Source organism: Streptomyces mobaraensis NBRC 13819 = DSM 40847, from assembly GCF_017916255.1.
GTDB lineage: Bacteria > Actinomycetota > Actinomycetes > Streptomycetales > Streptomycetaceae > Streptomyces > Streptomyces mobaraensis.
The window spans coordinates 4,067,016-4,091,315 of the sequence record NZ_CP072827.1; the positions used below are offsets into that span (position 1 = coordinate 4,067,016).

Annotated in this window: 22 protein-coding genes; 13 read left to right on the top strand and 9 right to left on the bottom strand. The window is 73.2% G+C overall.

Features of this window, described 5'->3' with window-relative positions; genetic code table 11:
• The first annotated feature begins 60 nt into the window (after nt 1-60).
• From J7W19_RS17400 to J7W19_RS17415, 4 genes are all read left to right on the top strand, one after another.
• Nucleotides 61-219 (top strand): DUF4177 domain-containing protein, encoded by a 159-nt coding sequence (locus J7W19_RS17400; RefSeq protein WP_003967454.1) that lies wholly within the window; start codon nt 61-63, stop codon nt 217-219.
• Nucleotides 216-680: a RidA family protein gene (locus J7W19_RS17405; RefSeq protein ID WP_004939706.1), complete on the top strand. Its 465-nt coding sequence runs from the start codon at nt 216-218 to the stop codon at nt 678-680. The genes J7W19_RS17400 and J7W19_RS17405 overlap by 4 nt, the downstream gene beginning before the upstream one ends.
• 241 nt (nt 681-921) lie before the next feature.
• Nucleotides 922-1,878, top strand: coding sequence for an NUDIX hydrolase (locus J7W19_RS17410; RefSeq protein WP_004939709.1), 957 nt, complete (start codon nt 922-924; stop codon nt 1,876-1,878).
• Nucleotides 1,875-2,714, top strand: a complete 840-nt coding sequence (locus tag J7W19_RS17415) for an MBL fold metallo-hydrolase (RefSeq protein WP_004939711.1) — start codon at nt 1,875-1,877, stop codon at nt 2,712-2,714. The genes J7W19_RS17410 and J7W19_RS17415 overlap by 4 nt, the downstream gene beginning before the upstream one ends.
• A 107-nt stretch (nt 2,715-2,821) precedes the next feature.
• Here the strand turns inward: J7W19_RS17415 and J7W19_RS17420 are convergent, their stop codons facing one another.
• On the bottom strand, nt 2,822-3,496 hold the full coding sequence (locus J7W19_RS17420) for a Crp/Fnr family transcriptional regulator (RefSeq protein ID WP_004939715.1): 675 nt from the start codon (nt 3,494-3,496) through the stop codon (nt 2,822-2,824).
• Between the two features lie 475 nt (nt 3,497-3,971).
• On the opposite strand from J7W19_RS17420, the gene nth reads away from it, so the two are divergent.
• From nth to J7W19_RS17435, 3 genes are all read left to right on the top strand, one after another.
• Nucleotides 3,972-4,955 carry an endonuclease III gene (gene nth / locus J7W19_RS17425; RefSeq protein ID WP_078587697.1) on the top strand — a complete coding sequence of 328 codons (984 nt, stop codon included), beginning with the start codon at nt 3,972-3,974 and terminating at the stop codon, nt 4,953-4,955.
• A gap of 97 nt (nt 4,956-5,052) precedes the next feature.
• Nucleotides 5,053-5,745 carry an NUDIX hydrolase gene (locus J7W19_RS17430; RefSeq protein ID WP_004939722.1) on the top strand — a complete coding sequence of 231 codons (693 nt, stop codon included), beginning with the start codon at nt 5,053-5,055 and terminating at the stop codon, nt 5,743-5,745.
• 109 nt (nt 5,746-5,854) lie between these two features.
• The gene (locus J7W19_RS17435) at nt 5,855-7,054 is read left to right on the top strand and encodes a MarP family serine protease (RefSeq protein ID WP_004939724.1); all 1,200 of its coding nucleotides are present in this window, start codon (nt 5,855-5,857) and stop codon (nt 7,052-7,054) included.
• Between the two features lie 108 nt (nt 7,055-7,162).
• Here the strand turns inward: J7W19_RS17435 and J7W19_RS17440 are convergent, their stop codons facing one another.
• The 6 genes from J7W19_RS17440 to J7W19_RS17465 all read right to left on the bottom strand — a co-directional run bounded on the left by J7W19_RS17440 (nt 7,163) and on the right by J7W19_RS17465 (nt 14,993).
• Nucleotides 7,163-7,384 carry a hypothetical protein gene (locus tag J7W19_RS17440; RefSeq protein WP_004939728.1) on the bottom strand — a complete coding sequence of 74 codons (222 nt, stop codon included), beginning with the start codon at nt 7,382-7,384 and terminating at the stop codon, nt 7,163-7,165.
• A gap of 129 nt (nt 7,385-7,513) precedes the next feature.
• Nucleotides 7,514-8,512 (bottom strand): alpha/beta fold hydrolase, encoded by a 999-nt coding sequence (locus tag J7W19_RS17445; RefSeq protein ID WP_078587691.1) that lies wholly within the window; start codon nt 8,510-8,512, stop codon nt 7,514-7,516.
• Entirely contained in the window at nt 8,509-8,967 is a 459-nt protein-coding gene (locus J7W19_RS17450; RefSeq protein WP_004939734.1) for a phage holin family protein, read from the bottom strand. Before J7W19_RS17450 ends, J7W19_RS17445 begins: the two co-directional genes overlap by 4 nt.
• Before the next feature lie 108 nt (nt 8,968-9,075).
• Nucleotides 9,076-10,473: a Na+/H+ antiporter NhaA gene (gene nhaA / locus J7W19_RS17455; RefSeq protein ID WP_004939736.1), complete on the bottom strand. Its 1,398-nt coding sequence runs from the start codon at nt 10,471-10,473 to the stop codon at nt 9,076-9,078.
• A 189-nt stretch (nt 10,474-10,662) separates the two neighbouring features.
• Complete coding sequence (gene acs / locus J7W19_RS17460; protein WP_004939739.1) at nt 10,663-12,639, bottom strand: acetate--CoA ligase; 1,977 nt, start codon at nt 12,637-12,639, stop codon at nt 10,663-10,665.
• Nucleotides 12,640-12,773: 134 nt separating this feature from the next.
• Entirely contained in the window at nt 12,774-14,993 is a 2,220-nt protein-coding gene (locus J7W19_RS17465) for a SulP family inorganic anion transporter (protein ID WP_004939741.1), read from the bottom strand.
• A 275-nt stretch (nt 14,994-15,268) separates the two neighbouring features.
• On the opposite strand from J7W19_RS17465, the gene J7W19_RS17470 reads away from it, so the two are divergent.
• Entirely contained in the window at nt 15,269-16,648 is a 1,380-nt protein-coding gene (locus tag J7W19_RS17470) for a polysaccharide deacetylase family protein (protein WP_051072467.1), read from the top strand.
• Here J7W19_RS17470 and J7W19_RS17475 read toward each other — a convergent pair.
• The gene (locus J7W19_RS17475; protein ID WP_004939749.1) at nt 16,629-17,621 is read right to left on the bottom strand and encodes an ATP-binding protein; all 993 of its coding nucleotides are present in this window, start codon (nt 17,619-17,621) and stop codon (nt 16,629-16,631) included. The two genes, J7W19_RS17470 and J7W19_RS17475, sit on opposite strands and share 20 nt — an antisense overlap.
• A gap of 101 nt (nt 17,622-17,722) precedes the next feature.
• Here J7W19_RS17475 and J7W19_RS17480 point away from each other — a divergent pair, with 101 nt between their 5' ends.
• Nucleotides 17,723-18,544 carry a Fic family protein gene (locus tag J7W19_RS17480; RefSeq protein ID WP_004939753.1) on the top strand — a complete coding sequence of 274 codons (822 nt, stop codon included), beginning with the start codon at nt 17,723-17,725 and terminating at the stop codon, nt 18,542-18,544.
• 345 nt (nt 18,545-18,889) lie between these two features.
• Here J7W19_RS17480 and J7W19_RS17485 read toward each other — a convergent pair whose 3' ends face one another.
• The gene (locus J7W19_RS17485) at nt 18,890-19,738 is read right to left on the bottom strand and encodes an HAD family hydrolase (protein WP_004939755.1); all 849 of its coding nucleotides are present in this window, start codon (nt 19,736-19,738) and stop codon (nt 18,890-18,892) included.
• Nucleotides 19,739-20,233: 495 nt separating this feature from the next.
• Here J7W19_RS17485 and ssd point away from each other — a divergent pair, with 495 nt between their 5' ends.
• From ssd to J7W19_RS17505, 4 genes are read left to right on the top strand one after another with little or no spacing between them, the layout of a single operon-like run.
• A complete protein-coding gene (ssd, locus tag J7W19_RS17490; protein ID WP_051072468.1) occupies nt 20,234-21,340 on the top strand; it encodes a septum site-determining protein Ssd in 1,107 nt (368 codons plus the stop codon).
• The gene (locus tag J7W19_RS17495; RefSeq protein WP_004939763.1) at nt 21,337-22,536 is read left to right on the top strand and encodes a TadA family conjugal transfer-associated ATPase; all 1,200 of its coding nucleotides are present in this window, start codon (nt 21,337-21,339) and stop codon (nt 22,534-22,536) included. Before ssd ends, J7W19_RS17495 begins: the two co-directional genes overlap by 4 nt.
• Nucleotides 22,533-23,429: a type II secretion system F family protein gene (locus J7W19_RS17500; protein ID WP_004939765.1), complete on the top strand. Its 897-nt coding sequence runs from the start codon at nt 22,533-22,535 to the stop codon at nt 23,427-23,429. Before J7W19_RS17495 ends, J7W19_RS17500 begins: the two co-directional genes overlap by 4 nt.
• Nucleotides 23,426-24,253 carry a type II secretion system F family protein gene (locus J7W19_RS17505; RefSeq protein WP_004939766.1) on the top strand — a complete coding sequence of 276 codons (828 nt, stop codon included), beginning with the start codon at nt 23,426-23,428 and terminating at the stop codon, nt 24,251-24,253. The genes J7W19_RS17500 and J7W19_RS17505 overlap by 4 nt, the downstream gene beginning before the upstream one ends.
• Nucleotides 24,254-24,300 lie beyond the last annotated feature (47 nt).

Sequence of the window (24,300 nt, forward strand, 5' to 3'; positions counted from 1 at the left end):
TAACCAGTCGCCGCGCGGGCTACGCACGAGGCTGTCAGTGTGAGGCATTACAGTCGGGCCATGACCAAGTGGGAATACGCGACCGTGCCGCTTCTGGTGCACGCGACCAAGCAGATTCTGGACACCTGGGGCGAGGACGGCTGGGAGCTCGTCCAGGTCGTTCCCGGGCCGAACAACCCCGAGCAGCTCGTGGCCTACCTGAAGCGGGAAAAGGCGTGAGTGCCGTCGAGGGCAAGCTCGCGGAGCTCGGGCTGACCCTGCCGGACGTCGTCCCTCCGCTGGCCGCCTACCAGCCGGCCGTGCGCAGTGGCGCGTACGTCTTCACCGCGGGCCAACTGCCCATGGTGAAGGGGTCCATTCCCGTCACGGGCAAGGTCGGCGCCGAGGTCAGCCCCGAGCAGGCCAAGGAGCTGGCGGGCGTCTGCGCGCTCAACGCCCTGGCCGCCGTGAAGTCGGTCGTCGGCGATCTGGACCGGATCGTCCGGGTGGTGAAGGTGGTGGGCTTCGTCGCCTCCGCACCCGACTTCACCGGCCAGCCCGGCGTGCTGAACGGTGCCAGTGAGCTGCTGGGCGAAGTCCTCGGCGACAAGGGCGTGCACGCGCGGTCCGCGGTGGGCGTCGCGGTGCTGCCGCTCGACGCGCCGGTCGAGGTCGAGCTCCAGGTGGAGGTCGCGGACTGAGGTCCGGTTCGTTGCGAGGGCGGTCGGGGTCTCCCGGTCACGGCCGACCGGAACCGCCCCGCTGTCGGGCCGGGTTCGGTGAGGGTGCGCGGTGAGGACCGGCCGAGTGCCGTCACGCCCCGACGGGTTCCGAGTTCCGTCGCGCCGTGACGAGTTCGGGGCGCGGAGATCGGTGGCGCCGAGCGTCCCGGGCCTCCCGCGCCCCCTCGAACATCCGCGCACCAGCGCATAGCATCCGGCCATGGTGACGACGAACGGCCGGACGGGCGGCGGCGGAGCGGACGACCGTGCGAGCGGTCGTGAGAACGGCCAGTGGTATCCGCCCGAGTGGCCCGACCGGATCCGGCGGCTCGCGCACGGCGAGCTCGAGCCCGTACCGCCCCGGCGCGCCTCCACCGTCCTGCTGCTGCGGACCGGCGCCGACGGCGCCCTGGCCGTGCACATGCTGCGCAGACGCACCTCCATGGCCTTCGCCGGGGGCGCGTACGCGTATCCGGGCGGCGCGGTAGATCCCCGCGACGAACGCGACGTGCCCTGGGCCGGCCCCTCGCCGGGGGAGTGGGCCGCCCGGCTCGGCGTCGAGCCGGAGGTGGCGCAGGCCGTCGTCTGCGCGGCCGTCCGCGAGACCTTCGAGGAGGCGGGCGTGCTGCTCGCCGGGCCGGACCCGGCCACGGTCGTCGCGGACACCACCGGCGCGGAGTGGGAGGCCGACCGGGCCGCGCTCGCCGGCCACGAGCTGTCGTTCGGCGACTTCCTGGAACGGCGCGGACTGCTGCTCCGCAGTGACCTGCTGGGCGGCTGGGCCCGTTGGATCACCCCGGAGTTCGAACCCCGGCGGTACGACACCTGGTTCTTCGTGGCGGCCCTGCCCGACGGCCAGCGCACCGCCGGCGTCTCCACCGAGGCCGACCGGGCCGTCTGGATCCGCCCGGCCGAGGCCGTCGCCGGATACGACCGCGGCGAGCTGCTGATGATGCCGCCCACCGTCTCGACGCTGCGCGCGCTGCTGCCGTACGAGGACGTGCCCGCGGTGTTGGCGTCGGCGGGTGAGCGGGATCTCACTCCGGTGCTCGCACGCGCCCGGCTCGTCGGGGAAGAGATCGTGCTGAGCTGGCCCGGGCACGAGGAGTTCACCAAGCACCTCTCGTCCGGTCCTCCGCACACCCCAGCGACCGCGACTCCGGGAGCCGACGCATGACGTACGCAGCCGTACCCGCCGAACCGCCGGGGCGCCCCCGCGCGGGCAGCCCGGCCGGTCCCGCCACTCCGCGCGCGACCTGCGTCCTCGCGCCCAATCCGTCCGCGATGACGCTCGACGGCACCAACACCTGGCTGCTGGCCGAGCCCGGGTCCGCCGAGGCGGTGGTCGTCGACCCCGGCCCGCTGGACGAGTCCCACCTGCGGGCCGTCATCGCCGCGGCCGAGGAGTCGGGCCGGCGGATCGTGCTGGCCCTGCTCACCCACGGGCACCTCGACCACTCCGGCGGCGCCGAGCGCTTCGCCGAGCTGACGGGCGCGCCGGTGCGGGCGGTGGACCCGGCCCTGCGGGTCGGCGGCGGGGGGCTCGCCGCGGGCGACGTGATCACCGTCGGGGGGCTGGAGCTGCGGGTCGTCCCCGCGCCCGGCCACACGGCGGACTCCGTCTGCCTCCACCTGCCGGCGGACCGTGCCGTGATCACCGGGGACACCGTCCTCGGCCGGGGCACCACCGTCGTCGCCCACCCCGACGGGCGGCTCGGCGACTACCTCGACTCACTGCGCCGACTGCGGTCGCTCGCCGTCGAGGAGGACGTACGGACGGTCCTGCCCGCCCACGGCCCCGTACTGGACGACGCGCGCGGGGTCCTGGAGTACTACCTGGCCCACCGGGCCAAGCGCCTCGCCCAGGTGGAGACCGCCGTCGAGGCGGGGCACCGCACTCCGGCCGAGGTGGTGGCGCACGTGTACGCGGACGTGGACCGCGCGGTGTGGCCGGCGGCGGAGCTGTCGGTCAGGGCGCAGCTGGACTACCTGAGCGAGCACGGGCTGATCTAGCCGGTCCGGCGGGCGCGTCAGCCTGTTCGACGTCCGGAGCACGCCGTAGGAGGGCCCCGTCGGAACGGGACCCTCCTACGGGCGGGCGCGGCTCGGCTCCCGCGGGGTCAGCGCGAGCGCTTGGCCAGCCGCTCGACGTCCAGCAGGATCACGGCGCGGGCCTCCAGGCGCAGCCAGCCGCGGCCGGCGAAGTCGGCGAGGGCCTTGTTGACCGTCTCCCGGGAGGCGCCCACGAGCTGGGCCAGCTCTTCCTGGGTGAGGTCGTGCACCACGTGGATGCCCTCCTCGGACTGCACGCCGAAGCGGCGCGACAGGTCGAGCAGCGCCTTGGCGACACGGCCGGGGACGTCCGAGAAGACGAGGTCCGACATGGAGTCGTTGGTGCGGCGCAGCCGGCGCGCGACCGCGCGCAGCAGGGCGGTGGCCACCTCCGGGCGGGCGTTCAGCCACGGCTGGAGGTCGCCGTGGCCCAGGCCGAGGAGCTTGACCTCGGTGAGGGCGGTCGCGGTGGCGGTGCGCGGCCCGGGGTCGAAGAGGGACAGTTCGCCGATCAGCTCGCCGGGTCCCAGGACGGCGAGCATGTTCTCGCGGCCGTCGGGGGAGGTGCGGTGAAGCTTCACCTTGCCCTCGGTCACCACGTAGAGGCGGTCGCCCGGGTCGCCTTCGTGGAACAGGGCGTCGCCCCTCGCGAGAGTGACCTCGCCCATGGAGGCGCGCAGCTCAGCGGCCTGCTCGTCATCGAGCGCCGCGAAGAGCGGGGCGCGCCGCAGAACGTCGTCCACGAGTTCTCTCCTTGTCGACATGCACAGAGGACCGTGGTCCCCATGATGCCCGTCGGTAAAACTGTGTGATCAAACACAAGTGTGGCGCATCGTCGCCGGAAGCCCTACGGCAGGGGTCCGATTGGGCTGTGCTTTTCCCGCGCTCGGGGCGGATGTCAGTGCCGGGCTTTAGTCTGGCCGGGTGTCCAATACGCCGGTGAGAGCACAGGGCAAGGGGGCCGGGAGGGTGACCTCGACCCGCGATTCCGCTGTGGGCGAACAGCCCGCGGTGAAAACCGCAAAAGACGCAGATACCACCAAATCGTCGGCCCGGGGAGAGGGCGGCCGGACGTCGGGCGGGAAGACGGAGGCCACGTCGTCGGCCGAACGGGGGGCGCGGCCGGCCGACGGTGGCGACTCGGCCGCGGGCGCCGCCCCGACGACGGGCTCCGCCGGCCGCGCCGCCGCCGGGAGAACGGCGGCGAAGAAGGCCGCGGTGAAGAAGGCCCCCGCCGAGAAGGCTCCGGCGAAGAAGGTCGCGGCCGAGAAGGCCGGGGCCAAGAAGGCCACAGCCGGGAAGACCCCGGCCGGGAAGCCGGTGTCCGCCAAGAAGACAGCGGCCACCAAGAAGGGCGTGGCCACCAAGAAGGCCGCGACGGCCAAGAACGCCGCCGGGAAGAGCTCGGCGCCGACCGCGAGCGGCGGCGGAGCCCCCGCGGAGTCGCGGACCGCGCTCGTCCGGCGCGCCCGGCGGATCAACCGCGAGCTCGCCGAGGTGTACCCCTACGCCCACCCCGAGCTGGACTTCGAGAACCCCTTCCAGCTCCTCGTGGCGACGGTCCTCTCCGCCCAGACCACCGACCTGCGCGTCAACCAGACCACCCCGGCCCTCTTCGAGGCGTACCCCACGCCCGAGGACATGGCGGCGGCCGACCCGGAGCGGCTGGAGCAGCTGATCCGCCCGACGGGCTTCTTCCGCGCCAAGGCCCGCTCCCTGCTCGGGCTCTCCGCCGCCCTCCGTGACGACTTCGGCGGCGAGGTGCCCGGCCGGCTCCAGGACCTCGTCAGGCTCCCGGGTGTCGGGCGCAAGACGGCCAACGTCGTATTGGGCAACGCCTTCGGCGTCCCCGGGATAACGGTCGACACGCACTTCCAGCGGCTCGTCCGGCGCTGGAGATGGACGGCGGAGACCGACCCGGAGAAGATCGAGGCCGAGGTCTGCGCGCTCTTCCCCAAGAGCGACTGGACGATGCTCTCGCACCGCGTCATCTTCCACGGCCGCCGCATCTGCCACTCCCGCAAGCCCGCCTGCGGCGCCTGCCCGATCGCCCCGCTCTGCCCCGCCTACGGCGAGGGCGAGACGGACCCGGAGAAAGCGCGGAAACTGCTCAAGTACGAGAAGGGCGGCCTGCCGGGCCAGCGCCTGAAGCCTCCGCCGGACTTCCCGGGCCCGCCCGCGCCCCCGCTGGGAGCCGAGTGAGGGTGCCACCGCGCGGAGGCACGGCGCGGATTCCGCCGGAAGACCAGGGAACGCCCGGCAGCCGCCGGGAAGATCGTCGGGAACATTGGGGAAGCGCATGAGGAGCACGTACGGCCGCGACAGCCGTGAGATCACCGTGACCGCCGAGGGGCTGCCCGAGTGGCTGGAACCGGTGGCGCGCTTCCTGACGACCGTCGAGCCGCACCAGCTGAGCCGCTTCCTGCCGCCGGAGACCGGAGGGCGCCTCTCCGCGGTGCTGGTCCTCTTCGGCGAGGGCCAGGACGGTCCCGAGCTGCTGCTTCTCGAACGGTCCGGCACCCTGCGCTCGCACGCCGGCCAGGCGTCCTTCCCCGGCGGCGCCCTCGACCCGGAGGACGGCGATCCGGCCGACGGCGGCCTGGTCCGCGCCGCGCTGCGCGAGGCCGAGGAGGAGACCGGCCTCGACCCCTCGGGCGTCCAGGTCTTCGGCGTGCTGCCGGACCTCTACATTCCGGTGAGCGGCTTCGTCGTGACACCGGTCCTCGGCTGGTGGCGCGAGCCCAGCCCGGTCGGGCCGGTCGACCCCGCGGAGACGGCCCGCGTCTTCACCGTCCCCGTCGCCGAGCTCACCGATCCGGCCAACCGGGCGACCGCCGTCCACCCCAGCGGTCACCGAGGCCCCGTCTTCCACGTGGGTTCCGCGACGGTCTGGGGCTTCACCGCCGGGGTGATCGACCGCATCCTGCACTTCGCGGGCTGGGAGCGGCCCTGGGACGCCGGCCGGGAGGTGCTGCTCGACCGGACCGCCTGACCACGGCGGCGGCACGGCCCGCACCCCGTCGCACCCGCACCGCACAACACCCACCGGCACACCCCGCCCCGTCACCACCGTCGACAACCGCAATGCGAGGCACCCTTCGGTGAACGTTCTGGACATCGTGCTGCTGCTGGCCGCCGCCTGGTTCGCGGTCATCGGCTACCGCCAGGGGTTCGTGGTGGGCGTGCTCTCGGTGATCGGCTTCCTCGGCGGCGGGCTGGCCGCCCTCTACGCGCTGCCCGTGATCTGGGACAGCGCGACCGGGGACCGCACCCCGGGCACCCCGGCGGCCGTCGCGGCGGTGGTCATCGTGATCGTCTGCGCCTCGGTGGGCCAGGCCGCCACCACCCACCTGGGCAACCGGCTCCGCGGCCACATCACCTGGTCCCCGGCCCGCGCCCTGGACGCGACGGGCGGCGCGCTGGTCAACGTGGTGGCCATGCTGCTGGTCGCCTGGGTGATCGGCTCCGCCCTGGCGGGTACCTCGCTGCCGACGCTCGGCAAGCAGGTCCGTACCTCGAAGGTGCTGCTCGGCGTCGCCCGGGTGGTGCCCGCGGAGGCCAACACCTGGTTCGCGGACTTCAGCACGGCCCTGGCCCAGAACGGCTTCCCGCAGGTCTTCGCCCCCTTCTCGACGGAGCCGATCACTTCCGTCCCGGCCCCCGACCCCGCGCTGTCGGGCAGCACCGTCGCCGCCGAGGCGCAGCGGAGCGTCGTGAAGGTGGTCGGCAACGCGCCGGGCTGCGGCAAGGTGCTGGAAGGCAGCGGCTTCGTGTTCGCCCCGCAGCGGGTGATGACCAACGCCCACGTCGTCGGCGGGGTGACGGACCCGACGGTGCAGGTCGGCGGGCGCGGCCGGCTGCTCGACGCCAAGGTGGTGCTCTACGACTGGAAGCGCGACATCGCCGTCCTCCAGGTCCCCGGCCTGCGCGCCCCCGAGCTGCGCTTCGCCCGCGCGGAGGCGGAGAGCGGGATGAGCGCCATCGTCGCGGGCTTCCCGGAGAACGGCGCCTACGACGTCCGGTCCGCCCGGGTCCGCAGCCGCGTGGACGCCAATGGCCCCGACATCTACCACCGCGGTTACGTCCGGCGTGACGTCTACTCGCTGTACGCGACCGTGCGGCAGGGCAATTCCGGTGGCCCGCTGCTCACACCGGACGGACGGGTGTACGGCGTGGTCTTCGCCAAGTCACTCGACGACGCGGACACGGGGTACGCGCTGACGGCGGACGAGGTCCACGACGACGTCGTGGACGGGCGTACGGCCGTGGAGCGGGCCGACACCCAGGGGTGCGCCCTCTGACGCGTGCCGTGGACGGCCGGTCCCGGGGGTGCCGCGGGGCGTGAAGGGAGCCGTGCGACCGCCGCGAGCCCCGTGACACGGGTGGTGGGCCGGGCGTAGGCCCGGCGGTCAGCGCCCGCGAGGATGGCGCAGCCGCGCCGACACCCAGCGCGCGCGGCGCCGGATGATGCGCGGGATGCCGAGCTGGGGGTCCGTACCGTCCCCAGGCCGGAGGAGGCCGCCGTGCGGTCCCTCCACCCTCTCGGATGCTTCGGTCACCACAGTCACCGCGGCATCGTCATCGGCGCCGCGCTGCTGAGTCAGGTCGCGATGGTCGTGCGTCCAGCCCATACCCGGTCCTGTGCCCGGGGTGGAAGGTCGGTAATCGCCGTCGGGGGAGGCATTTGGCCTATGCACGAGGCAATGACCGATCCTCGGCCACCTGTTCGATCCTCCGTTTCGGCGACCGCGGGCCCGTCCCTACCGGTCCGGCTCCGGGTCCTTCAGCCAGCCGATCAGTTCCGCCGAGAACGCGGCCGGGTCCTCCTCGTGCGGGAAGTGCCCGAGCCCGTCGAAGAGGCGCCAGCGGTACGGAGCCTCCACATACTCGCCCGAGCCCGCCGCGCTCCGGGTCCGCATCACCGGATCGAGCGACCCGTGGACGTGCAGCGTCGGAACGCGCACCGGTCGCTTCATCCGCCGGTTGAACTGGATGCCGTCCGGCCGCGCCATCGACCGCACCATCCACCGGTAGGGCTCGACCGAGCAGTGCGCCGTCGACGGGATCGTCATCGCGCGCCGGTACACGTCGACCGCCGCGTCCTCCGGCTGCCGCGGCCCGGACCAGTCCCGGATCAGCCGGCCGACCAGCGTCGCGTCGTCCGCGACCAGCCGGCGCTCCGGGATCCACGGCCGCTGGAAGCCCCAGACGTACGACCCGGCGGCGGTCTGCTGCGGGTCGGTGAGCATCGCCGAGCGCCACCGCCTCGGGTGCGGCATCGACGACACCACCAGCCGCCGCACCAACTGCGGCCGCATCACGGCCGCCGTCCACGCCAGATAGCCGCCGAGGTCGTGGCCCACCAGGGCCGCGTCCGGCTCGCCGAGCGAGCGGACCACCCCGGTGATGTCCAGGGCGAGATTGGCCGGATCGTAGCCCCGGGGGGTGCGGTCGCTGCCGCCCACACCGCGCAGGTCCATCGCGACCGCCCGGAACCCGGCCTCCGCCAGTGCGGGGAGCTGGTTCCGCCACGTCCACCAGAACTGCGGGAAACCGTGCAGCAGCAGCACCAGCGGCCCCTCGCCCATCTCGGCGATATGGAACCGCGCCCCGTTCGCCGCGACATCCCGGTGCGTCCACGGCCCGTCCGGGCGCACCACCACCGTCGGCGACGCGGCGGAGACCGCCGGCGCGGACGGGTCCGGGCCCTTGGCGGGTTCGGGAGACACGGGCGCTGCGGAGGTATCGGGCACCGTCATACGGACGAGCGTGTCACAGATGCGTCCGCAGGGCGCGTGTCCGTCACGGGACGGGGGTGCGGCTTGACCGTGCTCAGGACGGCGGCCGTCTCCTTGGCCGACGCCATGGTCCGCTCCGGCTTGCTGATCTTCTTCAGCTTGTTGACGGCCAGCAGCCCCAGCAGCCCCGCGAGCACCAGGAACGCACCGCCCGTGATCAGGAACGACCAGGCGAGGCCGAGGCCCAGGTTGTGGATGCCGTACGCCGCCGCGAAGCTCAGCACCGGCAGCGAGAAGAGCGCCAGGGTCCCCGCCGCGGCGATCGCGCCGCCGCCCACGCCGACCCGCTTGGCGTCCTCCCGCAGTTCGGCCTTGGCCAGCGCGATCTCGTCGTGCACCAGCGCGGACAGCTCCGCGGTGGCCGTCGCCACCAGCTGGCCGAGGCTGCGTTCGGCACCGTCGTCGGCTGCGCTCATCGCTGCTCCCTCATCGTCGTCGCTCCCTCGTCTGCGCGTCCTCGGCGGCCCGAAACGGGTCCGCCTTGGGTGTTCCGCCCGTCTTCGGCGGTGGTGAGGACACTCAGATCATGCCGGACCATCGTCGCCGGTGGTGCGCCCGGAGGCGACTTCCGCCCGGCGGCGGTGCTCCGCGGCCTTCGCTTCGAGGATCGCCGCCATGCGCAGGTGGTACGCCGGGTCGTCCTGTTCGTAGATGTCCGGGATGCCGTCCTGGTCCTCGTCGCGGTCCTCCTCGGCGCAGAGCTTCTTGTACTTGTTGTCCCGGAGCTTCAGCAGAATGCTCGCGAGGACCGCGGCGATCAGCGAGCCCACCAGGACCGCCGCCTTGATCTCACCGCTCAGGACCGGATCGTCGCCGAAGGCCAGCTCACCGATGAGCAGGGAGACGGTGAAGCCGATGCCGGCCAGCGAGGCGACCGCGAGGACGTCGGGCCACTTCAGGTCCGGGTTCAGCTCGGCCCGGGTGAAGCGGGCCGCGAGCCAGGTGCCGCCGAAGACCCCGACGGCCTTGCCGAGCACGAGACCGAGTACGACACCCAGCGTCTCGGGCCTGCGGAAGATGTCGGAGAGCGCGCCGCCGGAGAGCGAGACGCCAGCGGAGAACAGGGCGAAGAGGGGTACGGCGAGTCCGGCCGACAACGGGCGTACGAGGTGCTCGATGTGCTCCCCCGGGGAGACCCGCTCGCCGTCGTGCCGGTGGCAGCGGAGCATCAGCCCCATGGCGACACCGGCGATCGTCGCGTGGACCCCGCTGTTGTACATCAGCGCCCAGTTGACGACGGCCAGCGGGACGTAGACGTACCAGCCGCGCACGCCCTTCCACAGCAGCAGCCGGAAGACCGCGAGGCCGAGTACAGCGAAGCCGAGGGCGACGAAGTTCAGCTGCGAGGTGAAGAAGACGGCAATGATCAGGATCGCGAAGAGGTCGTCGACGACCGCGAGGGTGAGCAGGAAGGCGCGCAGCGCGGACGGCAGGGCCGTGCCGATGACGGCGAGGACGGCGAGCGCGAAGGCGATGTCCGTGGCGGTGGGGACGGCCCAGCCCTGGAAGGAGCCGCCGCCGCTGCTCGCGACCGTGGTGTAGACGACGGCGGGGATCGCCATGCCGCAGAGGGCGGCGACCACCGGGAGGATGGCCGCCTTGGGGTCGCGGAGCTCTCCGGCGACCAGCTCGCGTTTGAGTTCGATGCCGGCGACGAAGAAGAAGACGGCCAGCAGTCCGTCCGCCGCCCAGTGCTGGACGGAGAGGTTCAGTCCGAGCGCGCCGGGCCCCAGGTGGAAGGTGCTTATGGACTCGTAGCTGTCCTTGATCGGGGTGTTCGCCCAGATCAGGGCCGCGACGGCGGCGGCGAGCAGGAGGACGCCGCCGACGGTCTCGGTGCGCAGCGCGTCCGCGAGGTGGTTCCGCTCGGGCAGCGGCAGCCGGCCGAGGAGGACGGAACGGTTCTTCTGGGGCGCGGCCACGGTGGAGACCTCCTGGGGTCGATCGACGGACACACGTGGGGCCACGTGTGCCGAGTGCCGACCAGACTTCCCGGCGCGCCTGTGATTCTTGTCGAGATTTCTACGCGATGTGTCTTTACTTTAGCCCGAACAGGTGAAGGGCGCCCGGTTGTGTACCGAGCGCCCTTACACCGTGGATTTCCGGACGGATCAGTCCTCGCTGGGCGCCGCCGGGAGCTTCGCCTGGATGAGCTCCATGACCGAGGAGTCGGTCAGCGTGGTGACGTCACCGAGGGTGCGGTTTTCCGCGACGTCGCGGAGCAGCCGGCGCATGATCTTCCCGGAGCGGGTCTTGGGCAGCTCGGCCACCGGCAGGATCCGCTTGGGCTTGGCGATCGGGCCGAGCTGCTTGCCCACGTGTGCCCGCAGCTCCTCGACCAGCGCGGCGCTCTCCTCCTCGCCGAGGTCGGCGTCGCCCCGCAGGATCACGAAGGCGCAGATCGCCTGAGTGGTCTGGGGGTCGGTCGCCCCGACGACCGCCGCCTCGGCGACCTTGGGGTGCGAGACGAGCGCCGACTCCACCTCGGTGGTGGAGATGTTGTGCCCGGACACCAGCATCACGTCGTCCACCCGGCCGAGCAGCCAGATGTCGCCGTCCTCGTCCTTCTTGGCGCCGTCCCCAGCGAAGTAGCGGCCCTCGAAACGGGACCAGTAGGTGTCGAGGTAGCGCTGGTCGTCGCCCCAGACGGTGCGGAGCATCGACGGCCACGGCTCGGTGAGGACGAGGTAGCCGCCGGAGCCGTTCGGCACCTCGTTGGCGTCGTCGTCCACCACGGTCGCGGAGATGCCGGGGAGGGGCACCTGGGCCGAGCCGGGCTTGGTCTCGGTGACGCCGGGCAGCGGGCTGATCATGATGCCGCCGGTCTCGGTCTGCCACCAGGTGTCGACGACGGGCGTGGTGCCGGCGCCGATGTGCTCGCGGTACCAGACCCACGCCTCGGGGTTGATGGGCTCGCCCACCGAACCGAGGACACGCAGGCTGCTGAGGTCGAACTTGGCCGGGATGTCGTCGCCCCACTTCATGGCGGCGCGGATCGCGGTCGGCGCGGTGTAGAGGATGGTGACGCCGTACTTCTGGACGATCTCCCACCAGCGGCCCCGGTGCGGGGTGTCGGGCGTGCCCTCGTACAGCACCTCCGTGGCGCCGTTGCTGAGCGGGCCGTAGACGATGTACGAGTGGCCGGTCACCCAGCCGACGTCCGCGGTGCACCAGAAGACGTCCGACTCGGGCTTGAGGTCGAAGACCGCGTGGTGGGTGTACGAGATCTGGGTGAGGTAGCCACCGGTGGTGTGCAGGATGCCCTTCGGCTTACCGGTGGTGCCGGAGGTGTAGAGGATGAACAGCGGGTGCTCGGCGTCGAACGCCTCGGGCGTGTGCCGGTCGGACTGGCGCTCGACCAGGTCGTGCCACCAGACGTCGCGGCCCTCGGTCCAGGCGACGTCCTCCTGGCCGGTGCGGCGGACGACGAGGACGCTGCGGACGTTCTCCGTGCCCGGGCGGGTGAGGGCCTCGTCGACGGCCGGCTTGAGCGCCGAGGGCTTGCCGCGGCGGTAGCCGCCGTCGGCGGTGATGACGACGCGGGCGTCGGCGTCCTCGATGCGGGTGGCGAGGGCGTCGGCGGAGAAACCGCCGAAGACGAGCGAGTGCGGGGCGCCGATGCGGGCGCAGGCGAGCATCGAGACGACCGCTTCGGGGATCATCGGCAGGTAGATGGCGACCCGGTCGCCGGCCTGGACGCCCAGCTCCGTCAGGGCGTTGGCGGCCTTCGAGACCTCGCGCTGCAGCTCGGCGTAGGTGATCGAGCGGGTGTCACCCGGCTCGCCCTCGAAGTGCAGGGCCACCCGGTCGCCGAGCCCGTTCTCGACGTGGCGGTCCACGCAGTTGTACGCCACATTGAGCTTGCCGTCGGCGAACCACTTGGCGAACGGCGGGTTCGACCAGTCCAGGGTCTGGGTCGGCTCGGTGTGCCAGCTCAGACGGCGTGCCTGCGCGGCCCAGAAGCCCAGCCGGTCGGCCCGCGCCTGCTCGTAGGCCTCCGCGGTGACGTTGGCCCGCGCGGCCAGGTCGGCAGGCGGTGCGAAGCGGCGCTCCTCCTTCAGAAGGTTGGCCAGGCTTTCGTTGCTCACGACATCTCCCTTTCCCAGGGGGCTCGTTGCGTCCCGGGCATAGCTCACCAGCCCGGGGCACACCCTGACAAGGGGTGTTGGCGATTGATTGGTGTAGACCTGTACCCGTCCGGGTGGCCGGCGGTCGTCCGAGGTCAGACGGCATCGAGCACCTCCGGGCGGACGGCGGCGAACGTGCGGGACCGCTGGTCCAGGACGTACGCCTGGGCCTCGCCCACATGGAAGTACATGCCCTGGAGGTGGAGCGTGCCTTCCGCCACCCGGCGGGCGACACAGGAGTGCGCCCGCAGGTGGTCGAGCTGCTGCATCACATTGACGAGGGCGAGCCGCTCGATGTCGTCCGCCACGGGCCGGTCGGCGAGCGCCACCTCGCCGCGCCCGAGCCGCCCGATCCGCTGCATCCGGGCCAGACTCGGCCGTCCGTGCCGCAGCCAGCGGGCGAGCGGGGTCTCCGGACCCGCGACCGCGCCGGAACCGCCGGCCGGTGCCGGGCGGGCCGCCGGTGGACGAGGGTCGGTCTCCAGCAGCGCCTGCATCGCTCCGCAGCCCGAGTGCCCGCAGACGGTGATGCTCCCGACCCGCAGCACCTCGACGGCGTACTCCACCGCGGCGGCCACCGAGTCGCAGGAGGTGTCGGCACCCGGTGGGGGCATGAGGTTGCCGACGTTCCGCACGGTGAAGAGGTCGCCGGGGCCGCTCGATGTGATCATGCTCGTCACCAGGCGGGAGTCGGCGCAGGTCAGGAAGAGCTGGCTGGGGCTCTGCCCCTCCCGGGCGAGCCGCGCCAGCTCGTCGCGGACCAGTGGCGCGGTCTCCCGCTGGAACGCGCTCACCCCGCCGATCAGCTGCCGCCCGCCGGGACCCCCGACGGGCCCCGAGCCCGGCCGGGTGAAGCGGTGGTGGCGCCAGGACGTCCACGGCCGGAAGGCGGGGGACGCGATACCGGGTGGGGAAGCGAGGGCGGGACGGCGGCCGGCCCGCTCGGAGGGCTCCGACCGGTGCCGGTGCTCCGTCAGAACCCCTCGAGCGGTGGGCTCATGGCCTTCGGGCCGGTCCGGGCATCCGGATCCCTCGGCGTGGTCGCGTCGTCCCCCCGCCGTCGCACCGCTTGCGCGAGCGGACTTCCGCACCGCCATGACGACGGGCACCACGGCCGCGACCGCCAGCCCCGGCACCACGCCGAACAGCGCGACGGCCGCGAAGGCGACTAGGTAGCCGATGCGGGCCGCGCGGTCGCGGGGGCGGTGGGCGTGCGCGTGCCGGGCCAGCCGCACACCGGCCGCCATGACCAGCGCCGAGAGCGCGACCAGGGGGACGCGCTCCAGAGCGGTCGCGAAGAGCACCGCCCCCAGGGGCACCCAGAGCCCGTACAGCGCCAACGAGGTGCGGGACACCGCCGGACGATCCCCGTCCGCCGGGCCGCCGGACGGGAGCGTGCCCCCTGTGACCGGCAGACCTCCCAGCAGCCCGGAGACGGCGGTGGCCGCTCCTTGGCAGATCAGCTCCCGGTCCGGGCGCTCCGGCCGTCGGCCGCCGTCCTCCGGAGCGAGCGTCGCCATGCCGGCCACGAGCGCCACGCCCAACACGGCGGAGGCCACCGCGAGGACCGAACCGGATGGCAGCCCGGGCAGGGCCTGCGTCTCCCACCCGGACAACTCCACCCGTGGCAGCGGCAGCCCCATGCTCGCGACAGTGACGACGGCGACCGCCGCGAGCGGCGCCGGTACGGCTTTCGCCCAGCGGCCGGCACGGCTCGGCAGCCTCCGCCACACGAGGAGGACGGCGACCGTGGCCGCCCCGACCAGCGCTCCCCTGAGCCAGGGGTGCGCCATATCCCCGGGCAGCGCCGCCAGATTCCGCAACGTGGACGCTTCGGTGCCCTCCACGCCCAGGACGCGGCGCAGTTGCCCCAGCGCGACCGTCACCCCGAGGCCGGCCAGCGCGCCGTGGACGAGTCCGGGGGCGACGACGGGTACGGCCCGCGCCACCCGCAGGGCGCCCAGGGCGACTTGCGCCAGACCGGCCAGCACGGTGATCGCGCAGGTCGCGCGCCAGCCGTACCGCTGGGTCAGCTCCGCCGTGACCGCCACCAAGGCGACGGCCGGACCGCTGGCCCGGAAGGGCGCCCGCCCCAGACCGGCCACCACGAGACCGGCGACGGCCGCCGCGACCAGCCCTGCCCGCAGCGGTGCGCCCGCCGCCAGGGCGGTCCCCAGACAGAGCGGCGCGGCGGCCAGGGCCAAGGCGAGGGAACGGACCAGGTCCCACTGCCAGGCGGTGCGGCGTGGCCCGTCCGTGGCGTCGGTGGCCGGGCCCTGGGCGGGCCGGGGCGGATGGCTCGGCTGAACGTGCATGTCGGTCCCGTCTTCATCGTCGGTGGCCGGCGGGAGCGCTCGGGCGGGAGGAGCGCAATGGCAACTCTCGGTAAACGAATCGTAATGCTGAGTAAAGGCCCGGGGGAAGGGGCAGACGGGGGTCAAGGAGGAGCTTCCTCCCATCAGGTGAATATTCACTTTTATCGGCTTGTCATACTTTTCTCTGTCCTTCGTCCATGCGAGGTTGACGGCGGCTCAGGGCGGCCGAACGCCCGTGAGGGGCCGGCCGAGCGGGTCGAAAGGTGAGGTGCCTGATGGCGGCTGCATGGAGATACACGTTGGGCGCGCTCGCCGCGCTGTCGCTGGCGACCGGGACCGCGGCCTGCTCCGGCACCGGCCCCCCGGAGCCGAGCGGCCCGCAGGCCGCCCCCGGGCCCAACACGGTCGAGCGCCCGGTCCGCCTCCTCGGCGACGGCTCCACCGCCGACACCGGCCCCCAGCCCCGGCAGCCGAAGCCCCGGCGGATGGCGTCCGGCGAGAAGCCGCCGCAGTTCGTCGTCTTCTCGTGGGACGGCGCGGGCGAGGACAGCCAGCGGTTGTTCTCGCACTTCCGCAAGGTCGGCAAGAAGTACCACGCGACGATGACGTACTTCCTCAGCGGCGTGTACATGCTCCCCGAGGACAAACGCGCCCTCTACGAGCCGCCCCAACACGCCGCCGGGGCATCGGACATCGGCTTCAACGACGTCCGGGGTGTCCGCGACACCGTGGAGCAGCTCCGCGGGGCCTGGCTGGACGGCAGCGAGATCGGCACCCACTTCAACGGCCACTTCTGCGGCCGGGACAGGGGAGTGGGCACCTGGTCGCCGGCGGAGTGGAAGAGCGAGATCCGGCAGGCCGTGTCGTTCGTCCGCAACTGGAAGACCAACACCGGGCTGAAGAACGAGCCCCCGCTGCCCTTCGATTACGCCAAGGAGCTGGTCGGCGGGCGCGCGCCCTGCCTGGAGGGGCAGCACAACCTCATCACCGCCGCGCGGTCGCTGGGCTTCCGCTACGACGCCAGCTCGGCCGGCGGCCGGCAGGTCTGGCCGTCGAAGCTCGGCGGCCTGTGGGACTTCCCGCTCCAGGACGTGCCCGTCCCCGGCCGGGGCTTCGAAACGCTGTCGATGGACTACAACTTCCTGGCGAACCAGTCGGGGACGACCAAGGGCGACCCCTCACGGCGCGAAGCCTGGGGGCGTCAGATGCGCGACGGGCTGCTGGCGGGCTTCGAGCGGGCGTATCACGGCAACCGCGCCCCCCTGTTCATCGGCGACCACTTCGAGTCCTGGAACGGCGGCATCTATATGAAGGCCGTCGAGAGCGTCATGGCCCGGATCTGCACCAAGGAGGGCGTGCGCTGCGTGTCCTTCAAACAGCTCGCCGACTGGCTGGACGCCCAGGACCCCGAAGTACTCGCCAAGCTGAGGCGGTTGGAGGTCGGTGAGGCGCCGAGGGGCGGCTGGGCCCACCTCGGTGACGCGCGGTCGTCCGGGCCCCGGCAGCCCACCCCGCACCTGCCCTCGTGGCACGCGCCGTCCTCGCAGGAGCCCTCGACGCACGAGCCGTACGAGAGCTCCCAGGGCGATGACGAGGAGGAGGACGACAAGCCGATGCGGATCAGGCCGGTCCTGGTCAGGCCGGCTGCGGGGTAGCCGGCAGCCGCTCACCGAGTACGAAGGCGGGGTCGACCTGGGCCGCCAGGTCGGCGCCCGTCTTCGCGTTGCCCCAGCTCTCGGCGTTCTTGAGGTGGAAGTGCACCATCTGACGGGTGTACCGGTGCCAGTCGCGCCGCTCGTAGGACGCGTCCGCCGCCTCGTGAAGGGCGGCCAGCGCCTGGTGGTTGGCCCCCTCGAGCAGCTCGAAGAGCGGCGGCCGGCCCTTCTCCATCGCCCGCACCCAGTCGGAGTGGCCGAAGGTGGTCAGCAGGTCGTCCCCGACCTCGTCCCGGAGGAAGTCCAAGTCGTCCTGGCCCTGCACCTTGTTCCCCACCACCCTCAGGCAGATGCCGAAGTCCCGGGCGTACTCCTTGTACTGGCGGTAGACCGAGACCCCCTTGCGCGTGGGTTCCGCCACCAGGAACGTCATGTCGAAGCGGGTGAACATCCCCGAGGCGAAGGAGTCGCTGCCCGCCGTCATGTCGACCACGACGTACTCGCCCGGCCCGTCGACCAGGTGGTTGAGGCACAGCTCCACGGCTCCCACCTTGGAGTGGTAGCAGGCGACGCCCAGATCCGACTCGGTGAACGGGCCGGTGGCCATGAGACGTACGGACGTCCCCTCGTCGAGGCCGACCGTCCGCGCGCAGGCCGCGTAGACGGGGTTGTCCTCGTCGACGCGCAGCAGCCGGGAGCCCTCCCCGGGCGGGGTGGTCTTGATCATGGTGTCGGCGGAGGCGATCCGCGGGTTGGTGCCGCGGAGGTAGTCCTTGATCAGCGGCAGGTGCGCACCCATCGCGGGCAGGACGGCGGCCTCCGTCTCGTCCAGCCCGAGCGCAGCCCCCAAGTGCTGGTTGATGTCGGCGTCCACGGCGATGACCGGGACCCGGTGGGCGGCGAGCCGGCGGATGAACAACGAGGACAGCGTGGTCTTCCCGCTGCCGCCCTTGCCTACGAAAGCGATCTTCATGTTCACCAAGAGTAGGTGCGAGGGTGCGTGGAGTGAGAGCGGTGAGTGAAGAAGACCACTCCTTCGGGGGGTGTAAGGCGGAAGTGCGTAGTGTCGTACTCATGAGTACGACTGCCGATCCCCTGGCCGCTCTGGGTTCCCTGCCGGGCGTCGCCGCATCCGTGGAGTCCGTGCGCAAGGCGGTGGACCGCGTGTACGGCCACCGTGTGATGCGCCGCCGCAGCAACGAGGTGACGTCCGAGGCGGCTCTCCGGGGCGCACGCGGGTCGGCCGCGCTCTCCGGTGCCGACTGGGCGCTGGAGGAGGTGCGCCGCCGCACCGACTTCGGCGGCGAGGGCGAACCGCGCACGGTCGGGGCGGCCCTGCGCCTGACCGCCGAGGCGGGGCAGCTGCTGAGCGTATGGCGGCAGTCGCCGCTGCGGGTCCTCGCCCGGCTGCACCTGGTCGCCGCCGGTGGTGCGCAGGCCGACGACACGGTGGGCCGGCCGCGGCTGCGGGGCGAGTCCGTCGACGAACCGCTCGTCGACCTTCCGCTGCCCGACGCGGACGAGGTGTCGGGCCGCCTGGAGGGCCTGGCGGCCCTGCTGATCGCGGGGACCGAGGCGCCCGCCCTGGTGACGGCGGCCGTGGTGCACGGCGAACTCCTGGCCCTGCGGCCGTTCGGCTCGTGCAACGGCCTGGTGGCCCGGGCGGCCGAACGCATCGTGCTGGTCGGCAGTGGACTCGACCCCAAGTCGATCTGCCCGGCGGAGGTGGGCCACGCCGAGCAGGGGCGGGATGCCTACGCGGCCGCCCTCGAGGGCTATGTCTCCGGTACGCCCGACGGGCTGGCGGCCTGGATCACCCACTGCGGCCGGGCTGCGGAACTCGGGGTGCGGGAGTCGACCGCCGTGTGCGAGGCCCTGCAGCGCGGCGCGGCCTGAGCCTTACGGGCACGCCGTCGACGGGCGGTAGACACCCTGGCGTGAACAGGGTTGCGGCGGTACCGATGATGCCTTGGTACCGCCGCTGGCATGTTCGCCGGGTTACCAGTGCGTGCACGAAATGGCGTCCATCAGGCGGGGGTACTTTGCTCCGCCTGGTGCGACAGGCCCGTATTCGACGGGTCGGCGTCGCGTGGGTGCCCGGCGTTCATGCATTCGGTCCGTGGGGCCGTGGTGCGTGAAGGGCGTCCTCTCGGATGTCCCTGGTCTCGCGGGCCGTTGACTCCTTTTTACTCCGCTCTCCGCTCAAGCGGAAGGCGAAGGCGCACTTCTTTACTTTTAGCTTCAAAGACGGGTATTCCGGACGCCCGTCCCGGGAGTGCGGCGGCTCGCCAGCCAGAACAGGCCCGCTGCGGTGAGCGCGGCGCCGACCGTCGCCGCCGCCACCAGGGCGGGACGGGACGGCATGCGCAGCGCGGCGACGCGCTGCTTGAGCCGGACGGGGCGGTCGAAGGTGAGCACCGGCCACTCCCGTGCCGCGGCCTCGCGGCGCAGGGCCCGGTCCGGATTGACGGCGTGCGGGTGGCCTACGGCCTCCAGCATGGGCAGGTCGGTCGCCGAGTCGCTGTACGCGTAGCAGCCCGCGAGGTCGTACCCCTCCGACGCGGCGAGCTCCCGGACGGCTTCGGCTTTCGTCGGGCCGTACGCGTAGTACTCCACCTCGCCGGTGAAGACGCCGTCCTCGACGACCATCCGGGTGGCGACGACGCGGTCCGCGCCGAGCATCCGTCCGATGGGTTCGACGACCTCGGCTCCCGAGGTGCTGACGATCACCACGTCCCGGCCGGCGGCATGGTGTTCCTCGATGAGCGAGGCGGCCTCGTCGTAAATGATCGGGTCGATGAGTTGGTGGAGCGTCTCCGCGACGATCTCGCGGACCTGGTGGACATTCCAGCCGCGGCAGAGCTCGGAGAGGTACTTCCTCATCCGCTCCATCTGCTCGTGGTCGGCCCCGCCCAGGAGGAAGACGAACTGGATGTATGCCGTGCGCAGTGCGGCGCGCCGGTTGATCAAACCACCTTGGTAGAAGGACTTGCCGAAGGTGAGCGTGCTCGACTTGGCAATGACCGTCTTGTCCAGATCAAAGAAGGCGGCCGTTCGGCGAGAGGAGTGGTTTTCCACGTCGCCGAGCATAGGGGCCCTCCATTCGGCGTAAGCTGAGGCGTGTGGGTTTGCCTGAGAAGCCTCTCGGGTACACCATGGAAGTCACGGATCGTTCGCGACCGTGTCTAACCCGGTCCGACTCCTCCCCCCCCGAGTCGGCCGTGGGGACGACCCCCGCTCTCCCCCCCGGCGGGGGTCGTCGCATGTCCGGACACGTTTCGTGGGTCATCCCGGGCCTCCCTCGCCCTCCGCGGGCCCCGATCGGCGCCCGTCCTCTCCCCTTCATACACGTGACTGTGTGTAATCGCCGCGCTGCGCTGGGGAAGTCACCGGTATAGGTGAGCGGGATATCCACAACCGGTGAGTTGTCCACAGTTTTTCACCAAGATCCACACGATTTCCCGCGCTGTCGCACGGTGATTCCCCACGCGTTCCGCGATGACCGCGGATGCGCGAGCGCGCCATGGTGCGCGTCGACAAGCACCGGAGAAGCACCGGGGAAGCACAGGAGAAGGGGGAGGGGCCGTGACCGGACCCCAGACATCCGATTGGGCGCGGACCGCCGCCGCAACGCGGGGCGGGCCTTTGATTGCCACCGAGGACGAGGACCTGCTCGACGATCTGCTGCGATTGTGCGCGGCGGCGGGGGCGCTGCCGGAGGTCTGCCACGGCACACCCGCCCGGCGCGGTACCTGGGACCGGGCCTCCCTGGTCCTGGTAGGCGGTGACTGCGCCGGCCGGCTCGCCGGCCTGCCGCACCGCGAGAACGTGGTGCTCGTCGGCCGCGAGCCCGCCGATCCGGACCTGTGGCGGCGAGCCGTCCTCGTCGGCGCCCGGAACGTCGCGCTGCTGCCCGACGAGGAGGGCTGGCTCGTCGACCGGATCGCCGACACGGTCGAGGACGTGGACGGGCCGGCGCTCACTGTCGGCGTGATCGGCGGCCGGGGCGGCGCCGGGGCGAGCACGCTGGCGTGCGCCCTGGCGATCGGCGCGGCCCGGACCGGCCGGCGGACGATGCTGGTCGACGCCGATCCGCTGGGCGGCGGCCTCGACGTCCTGTTGGGGGCCGAGCGGGTCGACGGGCTGAGATGGCCCGCGTTCGCCGGGTCCCGGGGCCGGATGGCGGGCCGGGCCCTGGAGGAGGTGCTGCCCGAGCCGCACGGACTGCGCCTGCTCAGCTGGGATCGCGGCGACGCGGAGGTGCCGCCCGAGGCCGTGCGGGCCGTCCTCGCGGCCGCTCGCAGACGTGGTGGCGTGGTGGTCGTGGACCTTCCGCGCGGAACCGACGGCTCCGCGGTCGAGGTCCTCAGGCAACTGGACCTGGGCCTGCTGGTGGTCCCTTCCGAACTGCGCGCCGTGGCCGCCGCCCACCGCGTCGCGTCGGCGATCGGCATGATGATGGGCGACCTCCGGCTGGTCGTCCGGGGCCCGTGCGGGCCCGGGCTCGACGGCGAGGAGATCGCACGGCTCCTTGGCATCCCGCTCGCGGGCGAGGTGCCACAGGAGCCCGGCCTGGCCCAGGCGCTGGCCACCGGACGCCCGCCCGGCGGAGCCGAACGCAGCCCACTGGCGGCCTTCAGCACGGAGTTCTGGGCCCGTGCCCTGCCCGAGGGGCCGGAGGTGCCGGCATGAACACCGCGCTGCTGGACGCCGTACGGCTGCGCCTGGCCGGCACGGGGGCCGAGCCCACGCCCGCGCGGGTCGCCGAGGCCCTGCGGAAGGAAGGCCGGCTCCTCGGCGACACGGAAGTGCTGGGCATCGCCACTCGACTGCGCTCCGAACTCGTCGGCACCGGACCGCTGGAGCCGCTCCTCGCCGAACCGGACGTCACCGACGTCCTCGTCACCGCCCCCGACCGGGTCTGGGTGGACCGCGGCGCCGGACTGCGCCGGGTCGACGTCTCCTTCCCCGACGCCGCCGCCGTCCGACGGCTCGCGCAGCGCCTCGCCGCCGTCGCCGGCCGACGGCTGGACGACGCCCACCCGTGGGTGGACGCGCGGCTCCCCGACGGCACCCGGCTGCACGCCGTCCTTCCCCCGGTGGCCGTCGGCTCGACCTGCCTCTCCCTGCGCGTCGTGCGCCCCCGGGCCTTCACCCTGGACGAACTGGCCGCGGCCGGCACGCTGCCGCCCAGTGGCCAGTGGCTCCTCCGGGCCGTACTCGACGCGCGCCTCTCCTTCGTGATCAGTGGCGGCACGGGCTCGGGGAAGACCACCTTGCTCTCGAGCCTGCTGGGTCTCGTCGCCCCGGACGAACGGATCGTCCTCGCCGAGGACTCGGCCGAACTGCGGCCCGACCACCCGCACGTGGTGCGGCTGGAGAGCCGGCCCGCCAACCAGGAAGGAACCGGGCGGGTGACCTTGCGGGACCTGGTCCGGCAGGCGCTGCGCATGCGGCCGGACCGGCTCGTCGTCGGCGAGGTGCGCGGCCCGGAGGTCACCGATCTCCTGGCGGCGCTCAACACGGGCCACGAAGGCGGGTGCGGCACGGTGCACGCCAACGCCGCCGCGGACGTTCCCGCCCGGCTGGAGGCCCTCGGGTCGACCGCGGGGCTGGACCGGGCGGCGCTGCACAGTCAGTTGGCGGCGGCGCTGGCGGTGGTGATCCATCTGGTGCGGGGCCGCGACGGCCGCCGCAGGGTCGCCGAGGTGCACGTCCTGGACCGGGATCCGGCCGGATTCGTGACGACCGTACCGGCCGCGCTCTGGGGGCGTGATGGATTCCAACGCGCGCCGGGATGGGACCGGTTGATGGCACTGTGCGGGCGCGGCGGGTACGCGGCGGATCACGCCGCGGCCCGTCCGGAAGCGGATGGGGGGCCGTCATGACGGCGCCGGGCGCGGTCACCCCACCGGTGTTCGCCGCCGTGCTGCTCCTCTGCGCGGCCCTGACGGCCTGGCAACTGGCGCAGCGCGGCCGGGATGTCCGGCGCGCGAGGCTCATCCTCGCCGGGAGCGGGCCGTCGGGGCCTTGGGGGCCCGCCCTGCCGGCGAGGATCCGCGCGGGAGCCGACCGGGTCGCGGAAGCGGCCGGCCGTCGACGGGAGTTGCTCTGCCTCCCGGTGGGGTGCCTGATCGGCTGGTGGGGTGACTCGCCCCTTCCGCCGCTCGTCGCGGTGGTGGCCGTGCCCCTGGTGAGACGCCGGCTGGACGCCCGGGAGCGTCGCCGCGCCCGCGAACGGCGCTCCGAGGCGGTGATCGAGCTGTGCGGGACCGTCGCGGGCGAGCTGCGGGCGGGGCGCCAGCCCGGTGAGGCGGTGCGGGCCTTCGACGGTGAGGCGTTCGGCCCGGCCTGGGCCGCGGTGCCGGCCGCCGCGCGGTTCGGCGGTGATGTCCCCGAGGCGCTGCGGAAGGCGGGGCGGCGGGAGGGAGCCGAGGGGCTGACCGGGGTGGCCGCCTGCTGGCAGGTGGCGGTGGACGGCGGGGCGGGGCTCGCGGCCGGCCTCGAACGGGTCGGACAGGCCCTCTCCGTCGAGCGCGACCAGCGGGAGGAGCTCGCGGCGCAGTTGGCGGGCACCAGATCCACCGCCGTGATGCTCGCCCTGCTACCCGCCGTCGCCCTGGCCATGGGAACGGCAATCGGCGCCGAGCCCCTGCGGGTTCTGCTGCACACCCCGGCCGGCCTCGGCTGCCTCGCCCTCGGCGGGCTCTTGGAAGGCGCGGGCCTGGCCTGGACGCGGCGCATCGTGTGCGCCGCGGCCGGGGGAGGGGAGGGCGCATGACCGGGGCGGGTGGGGGAGGAGTCGCGGCGCTTGTTCCGGGGATCGCGCTGGCCGCCGTCCTGGCGGTCGTCGCGGCGGGTGCGGTGGTGGCGCTGCGTACGGCCCACCGGCGGAGTACCGCCCGTCGGCGCCCGGCACGGCTCTTCGCGACGCGTGCCCGGGCCGGTGACCCCCGTGGGCCTGCCCGGCTGCGGTCGTGGCCGGCGGGGTCCGCAGTCACGCGGCGGGTGCTGCCGGCGATCGGGGCGGGTGGCGCCGGGCTCGTCCTGGTGGACGGTGCCGGGGGCTGGGCCCTCGGCGTGGCCGCCGCCGGTGCGGCCTGGTGGTGGCGCGGGAGGGCGGCACGGGCCGCCGCGGCGCGCGCGGTTCTCCCGGTGGACGACGTGGCGCGTCAACTGCCGATCGCGGCGGACCTGCTGGCGGCGTGCCTCGCCGCCGGTGCCGGGCCGGGTGAGGCGGCCGAAGCGGTCGGCGGCTCGCTCGGCGGACCGGTCGGCGAACGGCTGGCCCGCTCCGCCGCCGAGGTCCGGCTGGGCGGGGATCCGGCGGTCGCCTGGGGGCGGCTCGGTGAACTGCCGGGTGCCCGGGGGCTGGCCCTCGGCTTGGAGCGGGCGCAGGCGACGGGAGTGCCGGCGGTGGACACGATGGCGCGGCTGGCCGGCCGGCTGCGGGCCGCGCGCGGCCGCACGGCGGCGGCCCGGGCGAGACGCGCGGGCGTGCTGGCCACGGCCCCCCTGGGGCTGTGCTTCCTGCCGGCCTTTCTGGCGGTCGGAGTCGTGCCCATGGTGATCGGCCTGGCGAGCGGGCTGCTGAGGGGCCGGTGAGCGAACGGGCGAGCGAGCGGCAGGCCCGGGCGCCGCGCCGACGGGCC

What these genes read in the sequence shown, in the direction of transcription:
- J7W19_RS17430 (WP_004939722.1), top strand. Translation starts at nt 5,053, where the DNA reads ATGAGGAGCACGTACGGCCGCGACAGCCGTGAGATCACCGTGACCGCC.
- J7W19_RS17485 (WP_004939755.1), bottom strand. Translation starts at nt 19,738, where the DNA reads ATGCTCGGCGACGTGGAAAACCACTCCTCTCGCCGAACGGCCGCCTTC.
- J7W19_RS17480 (WP_004939753.1), top strand. Translation starts at nt 17,723, where the DNA reads ATGAGTACGACTGCCGATCCCCTGGCCGCTCTGGGTTCCCTGCCGGGC.
- J7W19_RS17450 (WP_004939734.1), bottom strand. Translation starts at nt 8,967, where the DNA reads ATGAGCGCAGCCGACGACGGTGCCGAACGCAGCCTCGGCCAGCTGGTG.
- J7W19_RS17470 (WP_051072467.1), top strand. Translation starts at nt 15,269, where the DNA reads ATGGCGGCTGCATGGAGATACACGTTGGGCGCGCTCGCCGCGCTGTCG.
- J7W19_RS17400 (WP_003967454.1), top strand. Translation starts at nt 61, where the DNA reads ATGACCAAGTGGGAATACGCGACCGTGCCGCTTCTGGTGCACGCGACC.
- J7W19_RS17465 (WP_004939741.1), bottom strand. Translation starts at nt 14,993, where the DNA reads ATGCACGTTCAGCCGAGCCATCCGCCCCGGCCCGCCCAGGGCCCGGCC.
- J7W19_RS17440 (WP_004939728.1), bottom strand. Translation starts at nt 7,384, where the DNA reads ATGGGCTGGACGCACGACCATCGCGACCTGACTCAGCAGCGCGGCGCC.
- J7W19_RS17410 (WP_004939709.1), top strand. Translation starts at nt 922, where the DNA reads ATGGTGACGACGAACGGCCGGACGGGCGGCGGCGGAGCGGACGACCGT.
- J7W19_RS17445 (WP_078587691.1), bottom strand. Translation starts at nt 8,512, where the DNA reads ATGACGGTGCCCGATACCTCCGCAGCGCCCGTGTCTCCCGAACCCGCC.
- J7W19_RS17500 (WP_004939765.1), top strand. Translation starts at nt 22,533, where the DNA reads ATGACGGCGCCGGGCGCGGTCACCCCACCGGTGTTCGCCGCCGTGCTG.
- J7W19_RS17505 (WP_004939766.1), top strand. Translation starts at nt 23,426, where the DNA reads ATGACCGGGGCGGGTGGGGGAGGAGTCGCGGCGCTTGTTCCGGGGATC.
- J7W19_RS17415 (WP_004939711.1), top strand. Translation starts at nt 1,875, where the DNA reads ATGACGTACGCAGCCGTACCCGCCGAACCGCCGGGGCGCCCCCGCGCG.
- J7W19_RS17495 (WP_004939763.1), top strand. Translation starts at nt 21,337, where the DNA reads ATGAACACCGCGCTGCTGGACGCCGTACGGCTGCGCCTGGCCGGCACG.
- J7W19_RS17475 (WP_004939749.1), bottom strand. Translation starts at nt 17,621, where the DNA reads ATGAAGATCGCTTTCGTAGGCAAGGGCGGCAGCGGGAAGACCACGCTG.